This is a genomic window from Nonomuraea sediminis (assembly GCF_018531495.1).
GTDB lineage: Bacteria > Actinomycetota > Actinomycetes > Streptosporangiales > Streptosporangiaceae > Nonomuraea > Nonomuraea sediminis.
This window is the reverse complement of the sequence record NZ_JAHDTI010000004.1, coordinates 503,066-520,760: the sequence shown is the minus strand read 5'-3', so window position 1 is coordinate 520,760 and position 17,695 is coordinate 503,066. Positions and strand designations below refer to the sequence as shown.

At 72.1% G+C, this 17,695-nt stretch carries 21 protein-coding genes; 8 read left to right on the top strand and 13 right to left on the bottom strand.

The features are described from left to right. Nucleotides 1-43: 43 nt before the first annotated feature. The 4 genes from KIK09_RS22300 to KIK09_RS22285 form a co-directional block, all read right to left on the bottom strand. A complete protein-coding gene (locus KIK09_RS22300; protein WP_214321207.1) occupies nucleotides 44-1,594 on the bottom strand; it encodes a serine hydrolase domain-containing protein in 1,551 nt (516 codons plus the stop codon). A 92-nt stretch (nucleotides 1,595-1,686) separates the two neighbouring features. Continuing rightward, complete coding sequence (locus tag KIK09_RS22295; protein ID WP_214321206.1) at nucleotides 1,687-2,031, bottom strand: hypothetical protein; 345 nt, start codon at nucleotides 2,029-2,031, stop codon at nucleotides 1,687-1,689. A gap of 141 nt (nucleotides 2,032-2,172) precedes the next feature. Beyond that, the gene (locus tag KIK09_RS22290; RefSeq protein WP_308164233.1) at nucleotides 2,173-2,829 is read right to left on the bottom strand and encodes a protein-L-isoaspartate(D-aspartate) O-methyltransferase; all 657 of its coding nucleotides are present in this window, start codon (nucleotides 2,827-2,829) and stop codon (nucleotides 2,173-2,175) included. Next, entirely contained in the window at nucleotides 2,802-3,650 is an 849-nt protein-coding gene (locus tag KIK09_RS22285; RefSeq protein ID WP_214321205.1) for a universal stress protein, read from the bottom strand. Before KIK09_RS22285 ends, KIK09_RS22290 begins: the two co-directional genes overlap by 28 nt. Nucleotides 3,651-3,741: 91 nt before the next feature. On the opposite strand from KIK09_RS22285, the gene KIK09_RS22280 reads away from it, so the two are divergent. From KIK09_RS22280 to mtnB, 8 genes are read left to right on the top strand one after another with little or no spacing between them, the layout of a single operon-like run. Beyond that, nucleotides 3,742-4,755 carry a BMP family ABC transporter substrate-binding protein gene (locus KIK09_RS22280; protein WP_214321204.1) on the top strand — a complete coding sequence of 338 codons (1,014 nt, stop codon included), beginning with the start codon at nucleotides 3,742-3,744 and terminating at the stop codon, nucleotides 4,753-4,755. Nucleotides 4,756-4,757: 2 nt separating this feature from the next. Continuing rightward, nucleotides 4,758-6,233 (top strand): ABC transporter ATP-binding protein, encoded by a 1,476-nt coding sequence (locus KIK09_RS22275; protein ID WP_214321203.1) that lies wholly within the window; start codon nucleotides 4,758-4,760, stop codon nucleotides 6,231-6,233. Then, a complete protein-coding gene (locus KIK09_RS22270; protein ID WP_214321202.1) occupies nucleotides 6,230-7,219 on the top strand; it encodes an ABC transporter permease in 990 nt (329 codons plus the stop codon). The genes KIK09_RS22275 and KIK09_RS22270 overlap by 4 nt, the downstream gene beginning before the upstream one ends. Next, nucleotides 7,216-8,085 (top strand): ABC transporter permease, encoded by an 870-nt coding sequence (locus tag KIK09_RS22265; protein WP_214321201.1) that lies wholly within the window; start codon nucleotides 7,216-7,218, stop codon nucleotides 8,083-8,085. The genes KIK09_RS22270 and KIK09_RS22265 overlap by 4 nt, the downstream gene beginning before the upstream one ends. Then, nucleotides 8,033-9,034: a s-methyl-5-thioribose-1-phosphate isomerase gene (locus KIK09_RS22260; RefSeq protein ID WP_214321200.1), complete on the top strand. Its 1,002-nt coding sequence runs from the start codon at nucleotides 8,033-8,035 to the stop codon at nucleotides 9,032-9,034. Before KIK09_RS22265 ends, KIK09_RS22260 begins: the two co-directional genes overlap by 53 nt. Next, entirely contained in the window at nucleotides 9,031-9,978 is a 948-nt protein-coding gene (locus KIK09_RS22255; protein WP_214321199.1) for a nucleoside hydrolase, read from the top strand. The genes KIK09_RS22260 and KIK09_RS22255 overlap by 4 nt, the downstream gene beginning before the upstream one ends. After that, the gene (gene mtnC, locus KIK09_RS22250) at nucleotides 9,975-10,622 is read left to right on the top strand and encodes an acireductone synthase (protein ID WP_214321198.1); all 648 of its coding nucleotides are present in this window, start codon (nucleotides 9,975-9,977) and stop codon (nucleotides 10,620-10,622) included. The genes KIK09_RS22255 and mtnC overlap by 4 nt, the downstream gene beginning before the upstream one ends. Further along, nucleotides 10,619-11,248 carry a methylthioribulose 1-phosphate dehydratase gene (gene mtnB / locus KIK09_RS22245; RefSeq protein WP_214321197.1) on the top strand — a complete coding sequence of 210 codons (630 nt, stop codon included), beginning with the start codon at nucleotides 10,619-10,621 and terminating at the stop codon, nucleotides 11,246-11,248. The genes mtnC and mtnB overlap by 4 nt, the downstream gene beginning before the upstream one ends. Here mtnB and KIK09_RS22240 read toward each other — a convergent pair. From KIK09_RS22240 to KIK09_RS22200, 9 genes are read right to left on the bottom strand one after another with little or no spacing between them, the layout of a single operon-like run. Continuing rightward, on the bottom strand, nucleotides 11,245-11,391 hold the full coding sequence (locus KIK09_RS22240; protein WP_214321196.1) for a hypothetical protein: 147 nt from the start codon (nucleotides 11,389-11,391) through the stop codon (nucleotides 11,245-11,247). The two genes, mtnB and KIK09_RS22240, sit on opposite strands and share 4 nt — an antisense overlap. Further along, entirely contained in the window at nucleotides 11,369-11,839 is a 471-nt protein-coding gene (locus KIK09_RS22235; protein WP_214321195.1) for a hypothetical protein, read from the bottom strand. The genes KIK09_RS22240 and KIK09_RS22235 overlap by 23 nt, the downstream gene beginning before the upstream one ends. Next, entirely contained in the window at nucleotides 11,832-12,323 is a 492-nt protein-coding gene (locus KIK09_RS22230) for a WXG100-like domain-containing protein (RefSeq protein ID WP_214321194.1), read from the bottom strand. The genes KIK09_RS22235 and KIK09_RS22230 overlap by 8 nt, the downstream gene beginning before the upstream one ends. Continuing rightward, complete coding sequence (locus KIK09_RS22225) at nucleotides 12,314-12,613, bottom strand: PE domain-containing protein (protein WP_214321193.1); 300 nt, start codon at nucleotides 12,611-12,613, stop codon at nucleotides 12,314-12,316. Before KIK09_RS22225 ends, KIK09_RS22230 begins: the two co-directional genes overlap by 10 nt. Then, nucleotides 12,610-13,026, bottom strand: a complete 417-nt coding sequence (locus KIK09_RS22220) for a hypothetical protein (protein ID WP_214321192.1) — start codon at nucleotides 13,024-13,026, stop codon at nucleotides 12,610-12,612. The genes KIK09_RS22225 and KIK09_RS22220 overlap by 4 nt, the downstream gene beginning before the upstream one ends. Next, entirely contained in the window at nucleotides 13,023-14,195 is a 1,173-nt protein-coding gene (gene mtnK, locus KIK09_RS22215; RefSeq protein ID WP_214321191.1) for an S-methyl-5-thioribose kinase, read from the bottom strand. Before mtnK ends, KIK09_RS22220 begins: the two co-directional genes overlap by 4 nt. Further along, complete coding sequence (locus tag KIK09_RS22210; RefSeq protein ID WP_214321190.1) at nucleotides 14,192-15,160, bottom strand: ABC transporter permease; 969 nt, start codon at nucleotides 15,158-15,160, stop codon at nucleotides 14,192-14,194. The genes mtnK and KIK09_RS22210 overlap by 4 nt, the downstream gene beginning before the upstream one ends. Continuing rightward, complete coding sequence (locus KIK09_RS59320; protein WP_214321189.1) at nucleotides 15,157-16,623, bottom strand: sugar ABC transporter ATP-binding protein; 1,467 nt, start codon at nucleotides 16,621-16,623, stop codon at nucleotides 15,157-15,159. Before KIK09_RS59320 ends, KIK09_RS22210 begins: the two co-directional genes overlap by 4 nt. After that, complete coding sequence (locus tag KIK09_RS22200; RefSeq protein ID WP_214321188.1) at nucleotides 16,620-17,654, bottom strand: substrate-binding domain-containing protein; 1,035 nt, start codon at nucleotides 17,652-17,654, stop codon at nucleotides 16,620-16,622. The genes KIK09_RS59320 and KIK09_RS22200 overlap by 4 nt, the downstream gene beginning before the upstream one ends. Between the last annotated feature and the right edge of the window lie 41 nt (nucleotides 17,655-17,695).

Genomic DNA, 17,695 nt, shown 5'->3' with positions numbered 1-17,695 from the left:
TCACTGACTGGTCAGCCAAACTCCGGGCGGCCGCCCTCGTCCTTCAGGCCAACCTGTGGTGCTGGACCAGGCCAGGGGGGATGCCCACCGGCCTGGTCCCCTCGGGCTGGGCGAGGAGACGCATGCGGCGCAAGCCCGCTCCGCTGATCGTCAGGTCGCCGCCGGCCTCCAGGCGGAGGGTGAAGGGTCCCGCCCGCCAGGCCCCCGCCGGCGCGGGCTCGGTGTCGAGCCGCAGGGTCAGGCCCATGATGAACGTGCCGTCCTCGAGTACGGCCAGCACGTCGTATTCGTCGCTGAGCCACACGCCGTCCGGAGCCCTGTCCTGGCCGGGGGCAGGGCAGGGGGTGAAGATCATGTGGGGCTCGTCCCGGTGGGTCTTTCCCATGACGAGGTTGCCGTCCTCGAGGGCCAGCCAGGTCAGGCGCGCGTCGCCCACGCCGTACCAGCGGCCGTCCGTGCCCGGGGCGAACTCGGCCTCCTCCCGCACGATGGCGACCCTGCCGCCGGCGGCCTCGGTGACGGTCATCGAGGTGTCGGTCTCGTCGTGGTACCAGTGGCCCGTGATCGGAGCAGGAGCCTGGTTCCCCTGGGCGGGCTCCTCCTGCCGGCCGGTGAGCTCGAGGGCCAACCGGCGGGTCAGACCGACCGCGTCCAGGGCGCTCTGGTTGGTCAGCACGGCCACGCCGAGATCGGGCCCCGGCAGGTAGAGCAGGTAGGAGACGTACCCGTGCATCCCGCCCGTGTGACCGAACGCGTCAAGGTCGCCCACCTTCGAGTGGAAGATCCCGTACGCGTAGACGAGCACCGTCCCGTCGGCCAGGACCCCCCGCTCGAGCAGGGCGTCACGCAGCCGCCTCCCCAGCACCCGCCCGTCGGCCAGGAACCCGAACCACGGCGCGAGCTGGCTCACGCTGGTCACCAGGCCGCCGTCGCCGACCGCCCCTTCCTCGGTGTCGCCCCTGACCGGTCCGGCTCCGTACCCGAACGCCATCCGCGGCAGCGGCACCGAGGCGTCGTCGCGGAAGACGGTGTCGTCCATGCCGAGCGGCCCGAACACCCGCTCGGCCGCGAACTCGGCCAGCGACTTGCCGGTCACCCGCCTGACCACGACCGCGGCGAGCACGTAGCCGGTGTTGGAGTAGGAGAAGGCGGTGCCCGGCTCGAAGGTCGTCCTGCGGATACGGCTGATGATCGTCATGAGCCGTTCCTCGGTCAGCACCTGGAGCGGGACTCCGGTGATGGCCTGCAGGGCGTACCACTCCGGGAGGCCCCCGGTGTGCTGCAGGCACTGGCGGATCGTGACCGCCGTCTCCAGGGCCAGCTCCGGCACGTGCTTCCTGATGTCGTCGTCCAGGCTCAGCCTGCCCTCGTGGGCCAGGATGAGCACGCAGGCCGCGGTGAACTGCTTGGAGGCCGAGGCGATGTCGAAGCGGGTCGTGGCGTCGATCGGGACGCCGAACTCCACGGTGGCCACGCCCCTGGCGGCGGTGTGCAGCGCTCGGCCGCCGGAGTAGACGCCCACGGCGAGGCCAGGGGCGTCCGGCCCGTCGGGGGTGAAGTCGGCGACGGCGCGTTCTACCAGTTCAAGATCCATGTCTTCCAGTATCTGGATCCCTTCACTCGCCACGTTTGGCCTCCACGGCAAACTTGCGGCCTCCCGCCTTGGAGTCCGGCACACGCACCAGATCATCGCCTGGGTGGCATCCCGATCACCTGAATGACCGGTCCCGGACGGTCGGCGAACTCCTCGGCCTGGCGCAGGAACTCCCGTGCCGCCTCGATCGTGTCAGGATCGGCGTCCGAGGCGACGTAGGAGCCGATCCAGTGGCCGAACTTGTCCACGGCCCTGGTCGGTGCGACCTCCCGGTCCGTGGCGTAGCCGGCCACGAGGCGCCACCAGCCGTACAGGGTCTGGGCGCGCAGGTGCGCGTGCATCCGCTCGTCGCTCAGCGGATGCGCCGCCAGCTCGGCGGCCGTCGCCTCACAGTCGAGGCGCGCCTTCTCGACAGCCGCCCCCAAGGTGCGGGTCATCGCGGCTTCCCTTCGTCCTCACTCCAGGTTGTACCCGATCTGACACGTCACAACGTAGAAATGTGACTGGCCGTATCGGCGCGGGGGTGCGTTGCTCCAGGCCGCCCGATCTCGTCGTGGCTGGGGAGCGGGAGCGGGGCCCTATGGGCCCTGGACCAGCGGAACGAAGCAGGCGGGCAGCAGCAGCCGCTGCCGCTGGAGGCGGCCGTGCCGCTTGACGAACAGGGTGACCAGGTCGGCCTCCCGCGCGTGGATCGGCATGACCAGCCGGCCGCCCTCGGCGAGCTGTTCGACCAGCGGGCCGGGCACCTCGGCCGCGGTGGCGGACACGATGACGGCGTCGAAGGGCGCGTGCGACGGCAGGCCGAGGCTGCCGTCGCCCACCACGATCTCGGCATTCGTGACGTCCGACGACTCCAGGTTCGCCCGGGCGAGCTCCGCCAGGTCGGCATGGCGCTCGACGGAGTACACGCGGCGGGCCAGGCGTGCGAGCAGGGCCGTCATGTAGCCGCAGCCGGTGCCGATCTCCAGGACGACCTCCGTGCCCGAGAGCTGGAGCCCGTCGATCATCCGGGCGACCAGGGAGGGCTGCGAGGTCGGCTGGTCGTGCCCGATCGGGATGGGCTCGTCCCGATCGGCGCGCAGGGCGAACTCCGGCGACACGAAATGCCCGCGCGGCGTGGCGCGTACGGCCTCCAGCAGGCGAGGGTCGGTCACCCCTGCCTGCTGGACGATCTCCACCAGCGTCCGGATGGCGGTGCCCTCGCCTCCTACGACCGGACCACCGCGACGGCGCACCTGGCGTGGTGCAGCACGCCCCGGCTGACCGAGCCGAGCAGGGCCGCGACGAAGGCGCCCCTGCCGTGCGAGCCGAGCACCACCAGATCGGCCGTGGCCGACACGTCGGTGAGGATCTCGACCGGATGCGCTCGCGGCGCGTACTCCACCACCGTCACCTGCGGGTATCGCCGCTCGAACGCGGCGAGCCTGTCGGTCAGGATCCTGTGGTGTGTCGTGCGCACCTCGTCCACGTCGAAGACGAAGTCCGCGTAGGCGAGCTGCGGCAGATGCCAGGCGTGGACCGCCCTGAGCAGGGCGCCCCGGAGCTCGGCCTGGGCGAAGGCGTAGGCGAGTGCGGGCTCGCATTCCTTCGACTCGTCCACGCCGACGACCACCTCGTCGTACGGCTCCCGCCGGGCCTGCCGTACGACCACCACCGGGCAGTGCGCCTGCCCCGCGACATGGTCGCTCACGGAGCCGAGCAGCGCTCCTGAGAACCCGCCCACCCCACGGCTGCCGATCACGATCTCGACGGCGTCCTTGGCCTGTTCGCACAGGACGGCGGCGGGATGGCCGTCGACGATCTCGGTCGTGACCTCGACGTCCGGCCGGCGTTCGCGGGCGAGGCGGGCCGCCTCGGCCACGGTCCGCTCCGCGCTGCGGGTCAGCGGGTCAGGCCCTTCTGCGAAGCGAAAGCCCGCGATCCGGTACGGCCAGCGGTCCAGCGCGTTCACGATGCGCACCGAGGCGTGCATCCGGTAGGCGTCGTCGGCCGCCCATTCCACCGCGGACTGCGCCGCCTGCGAACCATCGGCCCCAACGATGATCAATCCAGACATTGGTGCCCCCTCCCATCAAACCTCCTTCTGTCCGGACTCACCACCATATTCAGGTTGTTCTGGTAGGAAATATGTGAATATGCTCTGCGGCATGCGCACCACCTCCACGCTGGCCATACTGACCACCGCCACGCTCACGCTCGCCGCGTGCGGGGCGGGCCAGCAGCCCACCGCCGCCAAGTCCGTGATCCTCATCACCCCCAACCCCGTCGGGACGAACAGCTTCCTCCAGCTCAGCGTCAAGGGCGCGGAGGCCGCGGCCAAGGAGATCGGCGCCTCCTTCAAGCTGTACGAGAGCAAGGACCCGACGAGCATCGCGCAGAACCTCGACGCGGCCGTCAGGGCCAGGCCGACGGTGATCGTGGGGGTCAGCTTCTCCTTCGACGATCCGTTCGCCACGCTGCCCAAGCAGCATCCCCAGCAGCAGTTCCTGCAGGTGGACTCGTGCGCCAAGGGCCAGGCGGCCAACCTCACCTGCGTGTCGTTCAAGGAGCACGAGGCCGCCTACCTGGCCGGTGTGGAGGCCGGGCTCCTGTCCAAGAGCGGCAAGCTCGGCGTGGTGGCCGCGCTCGACTCGCCGTTCGTGCACCGGTGGATCGACCCGTTCTTCGCCGGCGCCAGGTCGGTCGCCCCGTCCGCCACCGGCACTCCGCTCTACGTCGGCGGCAACAACCCCTTCAGCGACCCGGCACGCGCGAAGGCGCAGGCGCAGTCCCTCACCGGCCAGGGCGCCGACATCGTGGCCGCCGCGGCGTCGGCAGGCAACCAGGGCGTCTTCGAGGCGGCAGCCGCCACGGGCGCCAAGTCCTTCGGCGTGGACGTCGACCAGTGCGCGCAGAGCCCAGGAACGATCATCGACAACGTGCTCAAGCACGTCGACGTGGCCGAGCGCGCCGCCATCAAGGACATCGCGGCAGGCAGGGCGGGCGGTGTGAAGGTGTACGGGCTCAAGGAGGGCGGCGTCGGCGTGTCGGCCCTCGGCGACGACCTGGCGGCCTCCACCTGCGTGGTCGCCTCCAGCCCCGAGGTCGTGACGAAGGTCAAGCAGGTACGCGACGACATCGTGGCGGGCAAGGTCACCGTCGCCGACCCGCTGGCGGGCTAGGCATGCCCGCGGTCGAACTGGTCGGCATCACCAAGCACTTCGGCACGGTGCCGGCCAACGACGGCATCGACCTGGCCGTGGAGCGTGGCGAGGTGCACGCCGTCGTCGGTGAGAACGGCGCGGGCAAGTCCACGCTGATGTCCATCCTGTACGGCCTGCACCGCCCGGACGCCGGTCATGTGCTGCGCGACGGGACCCGGATCAGGCTGCGGTCCCCCGCGGACGCGATCGCCCACGGCCTGGGCATGATCCACCAGCGCTTCCGCCTGTTCCCCGGGTTGACCGTGGCGGAGAACGTGGTGATCGGCGCGGAGCCCGCCAGGTTGGGCGTGCTCGACCGCGCCGAGGCCCGCCGTACCGTGGCCGGACTGGCCGCGCGGTACGGGCTGGAGGTCGACCCGGAGTCGCGCGTCGGCGAGCTGCCCGTGGGAGTGCGGCAGCGGGTGGAGATCCTCAAGGCGCTGCACCGGCGGGCCGAGGTGCTCATCCTGGACGAGCCGACGGCCGTGCTGACACCCGGCGAGGCCGACCGCCTGATCGGCGTGCTGCGGGAGCTGGCCGCCACCGGCGTGTCGGTCGTGCTGGTGACGCACAAGCTGAGCGAGGTGCTCGCGGCGAGCGACCGGGTCACCGTGCTGCGCAAGGGACGGGTGACGGGGCGGTTCGTCACCGCGGCGACGTCGGCGGACGAGCTGGTGACCGCCATGATCGGCCGCTCTCTCACCGAGGCCGCCCCGCCGCCGGGGAAGGTCACGGCTGAGCCGTACCTGCTGGAGGTGCGCGACCTGCGCGTGCGCGACCGCGACGGCGTGCCCCGCCTGGCGGGGGTGTCGTTCGGGGTACGGCCGGGCGAGATCGTGGGGATCGCGGGCGTGGCGGGCAGCGGGCAGCGCGAGCTGGTCGACGCCGTGACCGGCCTGGGCCGGGCCGATGCCGGCCAGGTGCTGCTCGATGGGCGGCCGGTGGGCGGCGGGCGCGACCGGCGGGTCGCCTACGTGCCCGAGGACCGGGCCGGGCGGGCGACCGCGCCCGGCATGTCGCTGGCCGACAACCTGCTGATGGGGGCGCAGCGCGGCTTCCTGCTGAGCATGCGCCTGGTGCGTGAGCGGGCGGCCGGGCTGGTCGAACGGTTCGGCGTGCGCGCGGCCTCGGTGCGTGCGCCGATCGCGCGGCTGTCCGGCGGCAACGCGCAGAAGGCCGTCCTGGCCAGGGAGCTGTCCAGGGACGCGCCGGTGCTGGTGGTGGAGGAGCCGACGCAGGGCGTGGACGTCGGCGCGCAGGAGCACATCCACGCGCTGCTCGCGGCGGCCAGGGACGCGGGGCGCGCGGTGCTGCTGCAATCGAGCGAGCTCACCGAGCTCCGGGCATTGGCTGACCGCGTGCTGGTGATGCTGGCGGGGCGGGTGGTCGCCGAGTTGCCCGCGGCGGAAGCCACCGACGAACGCCTGGGCGCCGCCATGACGGGCGCCGCCGCATGAACGTGCGCGCGCCGGCCGTCCTCTCGGTGGCGGGGGCGGTGGCGCTGACGACGCTGGTCATGCTGGCCGTGGGCGTCGACCCCTTGCTCGCCTACCCCGCGCTGCTGCGCGGCGCGCTCATGGACGGCAACCTCGAGTACACGCTCGCCACTTCCGTCCCCACGCTGGGGATGGCCGTCGCGTTCGCGATCCCGCTGCGCGCGGGCGAGTTCAACCTGGGCGGCGACGGCCAGCTCGCGCTCGGCGGCATCACCGCGGCGGCGCTGGCCCTGCACGCCGGCGGCTCGTTCGTGCTGCCTCTCGTGGGCGCAGGCCTGGCAGGCGCGCTGCTCGCGGGGCTGTCAGCGCCGCTGCGCACCAGGCTGGGCATCCCGGCCATCGTCAGCACGCTGCTGCTCAGCGCCCCAGCCGTATCGCTGGCCTCCTATCTGGCCAGGTTTCCGCTCGCCGAGCGCGGCACCGGGCTCGTCCAGACGCCGCTCCTGCCCGAGTCCGCGCACCTGCCCGCACTCGGCTCCAGCACGTACGTCACGATCGCGCTGCCGATCGTCGCGGCTCTGACCGCGCTCTGGCTGTACGTCGACGCGCGGACGGTTCCCGGCTACGAGCTCCGCGCGCTGGGCGCGAACCCGGAGTTCGCCAGGTACGGAGGCATCAGGGTGAACCGGCTGGCGACCCTGGCCCTCGCCGGAGGCGGCGCGTTCGCCGGGCTGGTGGGCGGCCTGATCGTGCTCGGCCCGCCGTACCGGTTCGTGGACGGCGCGCTCACCGCGCCCGGCTACACCTTCACCGCGATCGCGGCCGTGCTGCTGGCCACCGGACGGCCCCCGGCGATCCCGCTCACCGTGGCGGTACTGACGATCCTGCAGGCGGGCGGGCAGGGCATGGAACGCGAGGCGGGCGTGCCGAGCCAGCTCACCCAGATCGTCCAGGGACTGATCGTCGTGCTCGTCGCGGTGACCGCCGTCGTGCGGAGGCGCGGGTGAACGCCTTTCTCGCAGCGGTGCTGACCGCCACCGCCCCCGTCGTGCTCGCCGCGCTCGGCGGACTGCTCAGCTCGGTGTCGGGTGTCTTCAACATGGCCCTCGAGGGCCAGCTGCTGTGGGGTGCGTTCACCGCGGTCGTCTTCAGCCACCTGACCGGGAGCGCCTGGTGGGGCGTGTCGGGCGCGGTGCTCGCGACCACGCTCTTCGCGGCTGTCCTGTCGGTGCCCGCCGTGACGTTCCGCGCCGATCCCGTCGTGTCGGCGGTCGGGGTGAATCTGCTGTCGCTGGGGCTGACCGCCTTCCTCATGCGACGGGTGTTCGGCAGCGGCGGCACCTACAGCTCGCCCGACCTGGCCGGGCTGCCGATGATCGGATCGCAGTCCCCGCTGGTGCCCGTCGCGTTCGTGCTGGTGGCGTGGGCGGCGTGGTGGCTGGGCCGGACCAGGTCGGGGCTGCGGCTGCGCGGCGTCGGTGAGCATCCGGAGGCCGCCGAGTCCATCGGGTTGCCGGTGTCCGTCTACCGGCACGGAGCCCTGCTCGCCGCGGGGGCGCTGTGCGGGCTCGGCGGCGCGCAGCTCGCGCTGGGCAACGTGACGCTGTTCAGCGAGGGGATGAGCGCGGGGCGCGGCTGGGTGGCCGTGGTGGCCGTCATGCTCGCGGGTCCCCGGCCGTTCCTCGTGCTGGCCGCGTGCCTGCTGTTCGGGGCCGCGGAGGCGCTGGGCTTCCGGCTGCAGGGGCTCGGGCTGCCGCAACAGGCCACCGACGCCGCGCCGTACCTGATCACACTCCTCGCCCTGATCGGAGGGAAGCTTTATGACCGGTCCCATCCTCGCCGACTCGGTGCGGCTGACGGACGACGCGGTTGAGATCCTCGACCGGCGCGTCTTCCCGCTGGAGGTGCGCTGGGTGCGCTGTGTCACCAGCGAGGACGTCGCGGTGGCGATCGAGCGGATGGTGACGCAGAGCTCGGGCCCGCTGTTCGCGGCCACGGCGGGGCTGGTGCTCGGCGCGCGCGAGGCTCGTGCCGAGCCGCCGGGCGCGGCCGTGGAACGGCTGCGGGCGGTGGGCGCGCGGCTGGTGGCGACCAGGCCGACGAACAACCACATCCGCGACGCCGTGCACGGTGTGCTGTCCGCGGTCGACGCGCGGCTGGCCGGTGACGAGCTGGTGGCTGCGGTCACGCGGGCGGCGGGCGAGCACGACGCGGCCTACCGGGCGCGCAGCGCCGCGGTGGGCGAGCACGCCGCCGTCCTGCTGGAGGACGGCGCGCGGGTGCTCACGCACTGCTGGGCCGACGCGTTCCTGATCGCGACCGTCCGGGCGGCACAGGCGGCGGGCAAGCGGCTGGAGTTCGTCTGCACCGAGACGCGGCCATACCTGCAGGGCGCCAGGCTCACCGCGGCGACGCTGGTCGAGATGGGCTACCAGCCCACGCTCATCACCGACGGCATGGTCGCCGCCGCGCTGTCCGACGGGCTGGCCGACGTCGCACTGACCGCCGCCGACCGCGTCACGCTCGACGGGCACGTGGTCAACAAGGTCGGCACGCTCGGCGTCGCGCTCGCCGCCCGGGCCTTCGAGGTTCCGTTCTACGCGCTCATCGACGCCCCCGACCCGCTCGCGCCCACCGCCGCGGACGTGGTGATCGAGCGGCGAGCCGGCGACGAGGTGCTGCACGTGCTCGGCCATCGCACCGCCGCCGAAGGCGTGACCGGCTACTACCCGGCCTTCGACGTGACCCCGCCCGACCTGGTGACCCGCATCGTCACCCAACGCGGCAGCTTCGAACCCGACCAAGTGAAGGAGAGCCTGTGAGACGCGTCGTGGTCGACACGGACACCGGTATCGATGACGCCCATACCCTGCTGTACCTGGCAGGCAGGGACGACGCCGAGATCGTCGCGATCACCTCGGTGTTCGGCAACTGCACCGAGGAGGACGCCACCCGCAACATCGGCTATGTCGGGCGCCTGCTCGGCCTCGACGTCCCGGTGGCCCGTGGCGCCGCGGAGCCCCTGCGCGGCGCGGCGCACATCGCCGGCTACGTGCACGGCAAGGACGGCCTCGGCGACCTCGGCCGCGACCGCCCGCTGCCGGCGGTGGCCGCCGAGTCCGCCCCCGAGCTGCTGGTACGGCTGGCGAACCAGAGCCCGGGCGAGCTGGACCTGCTGGCCCTCGGCCCGCTCACCAACCTGGGCCTGGCCCTGCGCCTGGACCCCGAGCTGTTCACGAAGTACCGCTCGGTGGTGGTCATGGGCGGTTCTGGACCGTATGGCGAGCCCGGCACGCTGCTGATGATCGACGCCAACGTCAACAACGACCCGGAGGCGGCGCGGGCGGTCTTCTCCGCCCCCCGCAACGAACTCGTCATGGTCGGCGTGAACGTGACGGCCGGCACGATCCTGGACGAGCGGGCCATCGCCGCGCTCCGGGCCGCGGGCACGCCCAGGGCCAGGTTCGCGACCGACATCCTCGAGGCGTACCTGGACTTCTACCAGAACGAGTGGGGCAGGCGGATCATCCCGTTGCATGACCCGCTGGCGGCCGGCGTGCTGCTGGATCCCGGCTTCGCCACCGCCCACGTGGAAGGCCCGGTCAATGTGCGCAGCGACGGTTTCCTGTCCAGAGCCAGGCTGATGCGCACGCACGACGGGCTGCCCCCTGCCTTCCCCTACGAGCCGGCGCCGGACACGCGCGTGATCACCGCCGTCGACTCGCGCAGGTTCGTGGCCGACTTCGTGGAGGTGCTCACCCGATGACCATCGTGCTCGACATCGAAGGCACGACGAGCTCCACCGAGTCCGTGCACGTGGGGCTGTACTCCTACGCCCGGCCGAGGCTGGGCCCATGGATCGACGCCCATCCCGGCGACCCGGCCGTGGCCGAGATCGGCGCGGCGACGACCGAGGAGGCCGTCAAGATCCTGCACGGGTGGATGGACGCGGACGTCAAGGCCACGCCGCTCAAGACGCTGCAGGGGCGGATCTGGGCTGCGGGGTTCGCCGCGGGCGAGCTCAAGGCCCATTTCTTCGCCGACGTGCCGCCCGCGCTGCGTGCCTGGCACGCGGCGGGGCGCACGCTGGCGGTGTTCTCCTCCGGCTCGGTCGACAGCCAGCGGCCCTGGTTCGCGCACACGGACTACGGAGACCTGTCGGTGCTGGTCAGCCACTGGTTCGACACGGTCAACGCCGGTCCGAAGCGGGAACCCGCCTCCTACGCGCGGATCGCCGAGACGCTCGGCGACCCGACCGGCCTGCTGTTCCTGTCGGACGTCCCGGCCGAGCTCGACGCCGCGGCCACCGCCGGGTGGCGGACCACCGGCGTGCGCAGGCCGGGAGAGCCGAACAGCGCGGCGCCCTTCGGCCCGCACCCCGTCATCACGTCCTTCGAGGAGATCGCATGAGTGTCGACACCGGTTCCACCGCCGACGCGGTGCACGCGGCGGGAGCCCGGCTGGCGGTCGAGGCGGCCCGCTTCACCGGGATCGGCTGGATGCGCGGCACCTCGGGCAACATCTCCGAGGTGGTCTCCCGCGACCCGCTGCGCCTGGCCGTCACCGCGAGCGGCCTGGACAAGGGTGAGCTGCTGCCCACGGACGTGGCCGTGGTCGGACCGCACGGCGAAGCGATCGAGATCTCGGGGGTCGAGCCGCTGCGGCCGTCGGCGGAGGCCGGGCTGCACGCGCGTGTGGCAGCCCTGACGGGCGCCGACGCGGTGGTGCACGTGCACGCTCTCAACGCGGTGATCGCCGGGCATCGCTGGCCCGCCGGGGTACGGCTGCGCGACGTGGAGACGCTGAAGGGCATCGGCCGGCTGGCCCACGGCGACGAGGTGACGATCCCGGTGATCGGCAACAGCCAGGACATGGCCGAACTCGGCGACCGGTTCGAGGAGTCCTACGATCCGCGCACGCCCGCGGTCATCGTGGCCTCGCACGGCCTGTACGCCTGGGGCACGGACCTGAAGCACGCGCGGCACATCACCGAATGCGTGGAATGGCTGCTCGCCTACGCTCTGGCGACCGGTTAGTCGTCGTCCTCCCGCTGGCCGTCGCGCTCCTTCCTGAGCTCTTCGGCCAGCTCCTTCGCCCACGCCAGCCGTTCCTCCTCCGGCAGGTCGAAATACCCTTCCGGCAGCGGCGCGTGGATCTTACGTCTCCTGAAGAAAGCCACCGGCACCTCCCGTGTCGATGTAACCCCGGGTCCTGACATCGTAGATGGCGATCTGGTCCGTCTCCCTGGCCAGCCTGATCGCCTTGGCCCGCCGGGGGATGTTCATGGACGGCTCCAGCCACATCTTTCCGTCTTCGATCCAGCAGCCCAGGTAGATGTCCTTGCGGTTCTCGAAGATGTCCCGGTTGTCGTGGAGATATCGGTCGATGGCCCGCGCCGCGGCGTCGGGATCGTCGAGGATGCTCTCGGGGAACTGGGCGGTGCGCCCGGTCGTGGCCACCATGTAGCCCTTGACCGGCCGGCGGCCGGTCGCCGGGGACCAGGAGAACCCGCCGCTGCGCCGCGCGTCGCCGATCATGCGGCTGAGCGGCACCGGCCGCGCCCTGCGGAAGAACCTGGCCGCCCGGCGCGCGATGAATCCGGCCGCGCCGGCAGGAACCCTAGGCAACCAGCACCCGGGAGGTCTGGTTCATCGACAGGTTCACCAGCACGCCGGTCAGCTTCTTGTGCAGCGGGATCGACAGCAGCGACCCTCCAGCGGTCGCCGCCGAGGAGGCCAGAGCCAGTCCGATCCTGACCAGCAGCGCGGACAGCTGCACGATGATCACGATCTTGAGTGCGAGCACGAGCGCGGCACACACGACCAGGGAAACAGCGGTGACCCGGGCTCCTGTCACCCCTTCCGACGCGACCGTGCGCGGGGCGTTCTCCTCCGTCCAGGCCGACAGGAACGCGCCGATGGCGGGCCCCTCGTTGTGGTCGCGTACGGCTCTGGCGGCGTCGTCCGCCCACTCGGTCACTCCGCCGAGACGGCCGCCGAACTCGATCCACGCGACGGCCATCCGGTAGAGCGACTGCTCGTCGACCTCCGGCCAGAGGAAGCCCAGCTCGTTCAGCAGCACCGCCAGCTCCGAGGGCAGTCTCACACCCACGACGCGCCTGCCAGGTCGGCTTCCTCGTACGTGGCGGCCATTTTGGTGAGCAGTTCGCCGTGGCCGCCGAGTTCGGTGACCGCTGATTCGACCGAGCCCATCGCGATCTCGTGGATGGTCTGGCACGCGGCCGCGATCATGGCGCTCACGTCGTCGTTCTGCGGGATCGGGCCGGCCTCCGCGATGGCCCCGCGCAGCTCGTCCAGTGCGCCGCGTAAGTCCGTGGCCGTGCCGCCCAGCCAACCCCCCGCCTTTTCCAGGGTGTCCTTCCTGATCTCGAAGTACGTCACCGCTCGCTCCCCCGTTCCAACTGTCTGAGCACGTCGTTGATCGTGTCGGCGAAGACGCCGAGCTGATGGACGGACAGGTCCTGGAGTTCGTGCAGCTCCGCCGCCAGCCGGTCCAGGTCGGGTACGGCCTGCTGACTCGCCGGACCTGTCAGGCCGCGCAGCGCCTGGTTGACGGTGCCGCGGATGCGTTCCGCCAGGTCGTGGGAGTCCAGCCGCATCGCCCGCGGATCCAGGTCGAGCGACTGGATGCCGACGCCGCCGTCCGTCAGCACGGCCGCCGCGCGCACCAGCTGATCGCCCGCCTCGTTGCGCGTCTCGGGCGGCTCCGCGGGGCTCGACCTGGCCGACTCGACCACCTGCCTGGCCGCCTCGATCAGGCGGTCGAAGTCCTCGGCGCCCAGGTCGCCGATCATCGGCCGTCCGCCTCCGCGAGGAGCAGACCGACCCGGTCGAACAACGGTTTCGGCTCGCTGTGCCGTACGTCCTCGACGAGCAGGAGCCTGGCGGCGGCGAGCACCGCACGGATGGCGCGCACGCGCAGGTCCTGTTGCAGGGACTCGATGTCGCTGACCGAGGAGAAGCCGATCACCCGGCGGGCGGCCTTGGCGGCGGCGAACGTGACGGCGTCGCCGTACACCTTGGCCAGGTAGGGCTCCAGGTCGATGATCCGCGGGTCGGCCCGGCCCGGCCACAGCGCGGTCAGCTCGTCGGCGAAGCTCCGCCAGGTCTCGGTCGCCTGTGCCAGCACCCAGGCTGCGTGCTCGCCGTCGCCCAGAGCGAAGGCGCGGGCGGCGGCCAGCACGTAGTTGCCCCACAGCGCGCCGACGTCGAAGCCGACCGGGCCGTAGAAGGCGAACTCCACGTCGAAGGCGCGGGTGCCGTGCGGTTCCTCGCGCACCAGGACAGAACCGGTGTGCAGGTCGCCGTGGACGAGAGCCTCGGCGTGCGTCATGAACGTGAGCTTGGCCGCGCCGATGGCCGCGCGCACCGCGGGGTCGCCCGCGTACGCGGCGACGTCGGCCGCGTTGGCCGGCAGGATCCGGTTGTGCTCGTGGGAGATGTACGGCTCGGTGAAGACCAGGTCCTCGGTGATCTCGCACAGCTCGGGATTGGGCGAGGCCGCCACGGCGGCCTTGTGCGCCTTGGCGCCGAGGCCGAACACCGAGGTGCCGAACGCGACCTTCGCCACGTACCTGCCGAGGTCGGCCGCTACGCCGTCGTGTCGCCGCCCCTCGTTGAGCAGGCCGCGCCAGACCCGATGGTCAGACAGATCCTCGATGGCGATCACGTGCCGCTCGGCGTCGACGTCGAGGAGCCCGGGGACCAGCCCGGGAGCGACGCGGTTGTGCACGGCCAGCGCGCGGCCCTCGATCGTGTTGCGCTCCGGCGTCACGGGCCAGGTCGGGTCCACCCGCACGTACGGAAGCGCCTGCTTGAGCACCACGTTCCCGCCGGTGGCCTCGACCACGAACACCAGGTTGAGGTTGCCGTCGCCGACCTCCCGCACCCGGGTCACCTCGCCGAAGCGCGGCAGCCGCGCGGCGACGTAGGCGGGCACCGTCTCCACCGTGAGCGTGCTCACCGGATCCTCCTCCTGAGCGTGTAGCCGGTCACCAGCGCGCCGACGAGCAGGGCGCCCTGGACGAAGGTCTGCGCGTAGTAGGGCGCGTTCAGCATGGTCAAGCCATTGATCACGACACCGGTGAAGAGCGCTCCGACCACGGTGCCGAGCGCGTTGGGCCGGTTGGCTCCCAGCACGGCGAAGCCGATGAGGGCCGCGGCCACCGACTGCAGCAGGTACGGGTCCCCCGCGCCCACGTCGCCCCTGCCGAGCCTGGCCGAGAGCAGGATCCCGGCGACGGCCGCGCACAGCCCCGACACCGCGTACGCCAGGGCGCGGTACCGGGCGACCCGGATGCCGGCCAGCCTGGCGGCCTCGGCGTTGCCGCCGATCGCGTACAGCGCCCTGCCCCACCTGGTGTGGTTGAGCAGCACGTACACGGCCACGGCCAGCACGGCGAAGACGACCACGGGGACGGGCACGGCGGCGATCGTGCCGCCACCGAGCCAGGCGAACCCCTCGGTGTACCGGCCGGGCGCGGGCGCGCCGTCCACGGTCATGCCGGGCGCGACCGACTGGCCTCCCGTGACGATCAGTGCCAGGCCCTGGAACAGGAAGAGTGTGCCGAGCGTGGCGACCAGGTCGGGCACTTTGGCCACCACGGTCAGCACCACGTTCACCCCGGCGACGAGCAGGCCGGTGAGCAGCCCGACGACGACGGCGGTGCCGCCCGTGAGGTTGAACCTGACCATGGCCAGCGCGGTCACCATGACGACCGCGCCCACGCAGGCGCCGGCCGACAGGTCGAAGCCGCCCGTGGTCATGGACACGGTGACGCCGAGCGCGACGATGCCGACGACCGCCACGGACTGGAGGATGACCAGCGCGTTGGGCACGGTGGCGAACACCGGCCTGGCCACGGAGAAGACTACGAGCAGGACGGCCAGCACGGCGAGCAGGCCGTAGCGGTAGGCGACCGCGGTCATGCCGCACCTGCCATCAGCGCGGCCAGCCGATCCTGGGTGGCCTCGGTGATCGCCAGTTCCCCCGCGGGGTCGCCTTCGTGCAGCACCAGCACCCGGTCGGCCAGGTCGACGAGCTCCTGCGGGTCGGAGGAGGCGACGACGACGCCCATGTCGGCGGCACGTTCCCTGACCACGCGCCCGATGTCGGCCCTGGCGCCCACGTCGACGCCGCGGAACGGCTCGTCGAGCACCAGCAGCTTCGGCGCCCCGTCCAGCCAGCGGCCGACGACGACCTTCTGCTGGTTGCCGCCGGACAACGACTCGATGGGCGCCTCGGGCCCCGGCCCGCGCACGCCGAACAGCTCGATGACCCTCCTGGCGGCGGCGCTCTCCGAGCGCCTGCTGAGCAGCCCGGCGCGGCTGTGCGCGCGCATCCGGGGCAGCGTGACGTGCGCCCGCACGGACCAGCCCGGCACGACGCCGTGCGCCACCCGCTCCTCGGCCGCGAACGCGACTCCCGCCGCGAACGCGTCGCTCGGCTCCTTCGGGCGGTACGGCAGGCCCTCAAGCAGCAGTTCGCCCGAGACCAGCGGCCGGACCCCGGCGAGTTGTTCGAGCAGTTCCGTCTTCCCCGAACCGACCAGGCCCGTCACGCCGAGGATCTCTCCCGCGCGCACGCGGAACCCGAACTCGCGCCCGCCGGGCACCGCCCGCACCCCGCGGGTGGCCAGCACCTCCCTGCGGGGTCCCTGGGCGACCGGCCGGGCAGGCACCTGGTGCGGGCCGAGCATGGCCGCCACGATCGCGGCCCGCCGCGGCGCCGCGCCGAACGTGCCGGCCACCTTTCCGTCCCTGAGCACCACCACGCGGTCGCACAGGGCTTCGATCTCCGACAGCCGGTGGGACACGTACAGGACCGCGACGCCCGAGGCGGCGACCTGGCGTACCCGGGAGACAAGAGCGTCGACCTCGGCCGCGGACAGCGTGGAGGTGGGCTCGTCGAGGATCAGCAGGCGGGCCCGGCGCGCGAGCGCCCTGGCGATCACGATCTGCTGCCTGGCGCTCGCGGGCAGGCTCTCGACCGGGGCGTCCAGCGGCAACCCGAGGTCCGGAGCCACGGCCGACGCGGCGGCGCGGATCCTGGCTCGCGTCTCGAACCATGACGGTCCGCCGCGGCCCACCACGAGGTTCTCGGCGACGGTGGTGCCGAAGACCACGCCGTCGTCGATGTTCTGATGCACCGTCTGCACCCCGGCCGCCTGCGCGTCCAGCGGACTCGCGAACAACAGCGGGCGCCCGTCGGCGGACAGCGCGCCCGAGGTCGGCCTCACGACTCCTGAGAGGATCTTGATGAGCGTGGATTTGCCCGCGCCGTTGGTGCCGATCAGGCCCACGACCTCGCCAGGCCGTACCTCCAGTGACACCGAGGCCAGCGCGGTGGTCGCGCCGTACGTCTTGGAGAGCCGGGTGACCGCGAACGTCACGGGACCCGTGCCACGTCAGGCGTCGCCAGGCCGGGGAAGACCCGCGTGAGCTGCTCGATGTTGGCGATGCCCGCCTCACGCAGGCCTTTCTGCGTGATCAGTGTCGGCGGCACGGCGAGCGTGCGCTCCGTGTGCTGGCCCGACGCCAGCAGCACGGCCGCGCGTACGGCGACGCGGCCGACGTTGGCCGGGTCGGTGGCCGAGGTGGCGACCCACGGGCTGCCGGGCTCGGTGATGACGCCGATATCGGCGGTGGAGACGTCCGCGCCGTAGATCTTGACCTTGCCGGCCAGGCCCAGCTCCTTGACCGCCAGTGCGGCGCCCTTGGCGAACTCGTCGTAGGGCGCGAAGACCGCCTTCACTCCCGGGTTGGCCTGGAGGGCCGCCTTCGCCTGGTCGGCCACGGCCGAGGCGGTCGAGCTGTTGACGACGCCGATCTGTGCGACCTGCTTGATGCCGGGGTTGTCCTGCTTGAACCGGGTCCAGGTCTCGTTGCGCCGGTCCAGCGGAGCGAACCCGGCGACGTAGACGTAGACGACCTCGCCCGTTCCTCCCGTGTCCGCCTTCAGCGCGCCCAGCGCCTGCTCGGCGATCTGGTGGTCGTCCTGGGTGATCGCCACGGCCTCCGGAGTACCGGGGTCCACGTCGAAGGCCACCAGCGGGACCTTGGCCGCCACCGCCTTCTTGATCGCGGGCTGCACGGTCTGGGCGAAGCCGTGGTCCACGATGATCGCGTCGGGCTTGGCGGTGACCGCCTGCTCCAGGTTCAGCGCCTGCTTGTCGTTGTTGCCGTCGCCGCTGGAGACCTCCAGCGTGGCGTTGAGCGCCTTGGCCTGGGCCTGCGCGCCGGCCAGCCACTGCTCGAAGTAGTCGCCGGAGGACAGCTGCCTGACCAGCGCGATCCTGACCGGCGCCGCGGTGGGAGACGCCGAGGCGCTCGGCTGGGCACTGGGTACTGCGGCGGGCGTGCCCTGGGAGCAGCCGCCGAGAGCGAGGACGGCTACAACGGCCATGAGTCGCACACGGTTCACGCAGCGGACTATATCCCACATTTCATACATGTATTATAGGT

Excerpts from the sequence above, each read along its gene's own strand:
- KIK09_RS22300 (WP_214321207.1), bottom strand. The coding sequence starts at position 1,594 with ATGGATCTTGAACTGGTAGAACGCGCCGTCGCCGACTTCACCCCCGAC.
- KIK09_RS22295 (WP_214321206.1), bottom strand. The coding sequence starts at position 2,031 with ATGACCCGCACCTTGGGGGCGGCTGTCGAGAAGGCGCGCCTCGACTGT.
- KIK09_RS22285 (WP_214321205.1), bottom strand. The coding sequence starts at position 3,650 with ATGTCTGGATTGATCATCGTTGGGGCCGATGGTTCGCAGGCGGCGCAG.
- KIK09_RS22280 (WP_214321204.1), top strand. The coding sequence starts at position 3,742 with ATGCGCACCACCTCCACGCTGGCCATACTGACCACCGCCACGCTCACG.
- KIK09_RS22275 (WP_214321203.1), top strand. The coding sequence starts at position 4,758 with ATGCCCGCGGTCGAACTGGTCGGCATCACCAAGCACTTCGGCACGGTG.
- KIK09_RS22270 (WP_214321202.1), top strand. The coding sequence starts at position 6,230 with ATGAACGTGCGCGCGCCGGCCGTCCTCTCGGTGGCGGGGGCGGTGGCG.
- KIK09_RS22260 (WP_214321200.1), top strand. The coding sequence starts at position 8,033 with ATGACCGGTCCCATCCTCGCCGACTCGGTGCGGCTGACGGACGACGCG.
- mtnC (WP_214321198.1), top strand. The coding sequence starts at position 9,975 with ATGACCATCGTGCTCGACATCGAAGGCACGACGAGCTCCACCGAGTCC.
- mtnB (WP_214321197.1), top strand. The coding sequence starts at position 10,619 with ATGAGTGTCGACACCGGTTCCACCGCCGACGCGGTGCACGCGGCGGGA.
- KIK09_RS22220 (WP_214321192.1), bottom strand. The coding sequence starts at position 13,026 with ATGATCGGCGACCTGGGCGCCGAGGACTTCGACCGCCTGATCGAGGCG.
- KIK09_RS22210 (WP_214321190.1), bottom strand. The coding sequence starts at position 15,160 with ATGACCGCGGTCGCCTACCGCTACGGCCTGCTCGCCGTGCTGGCCGTC.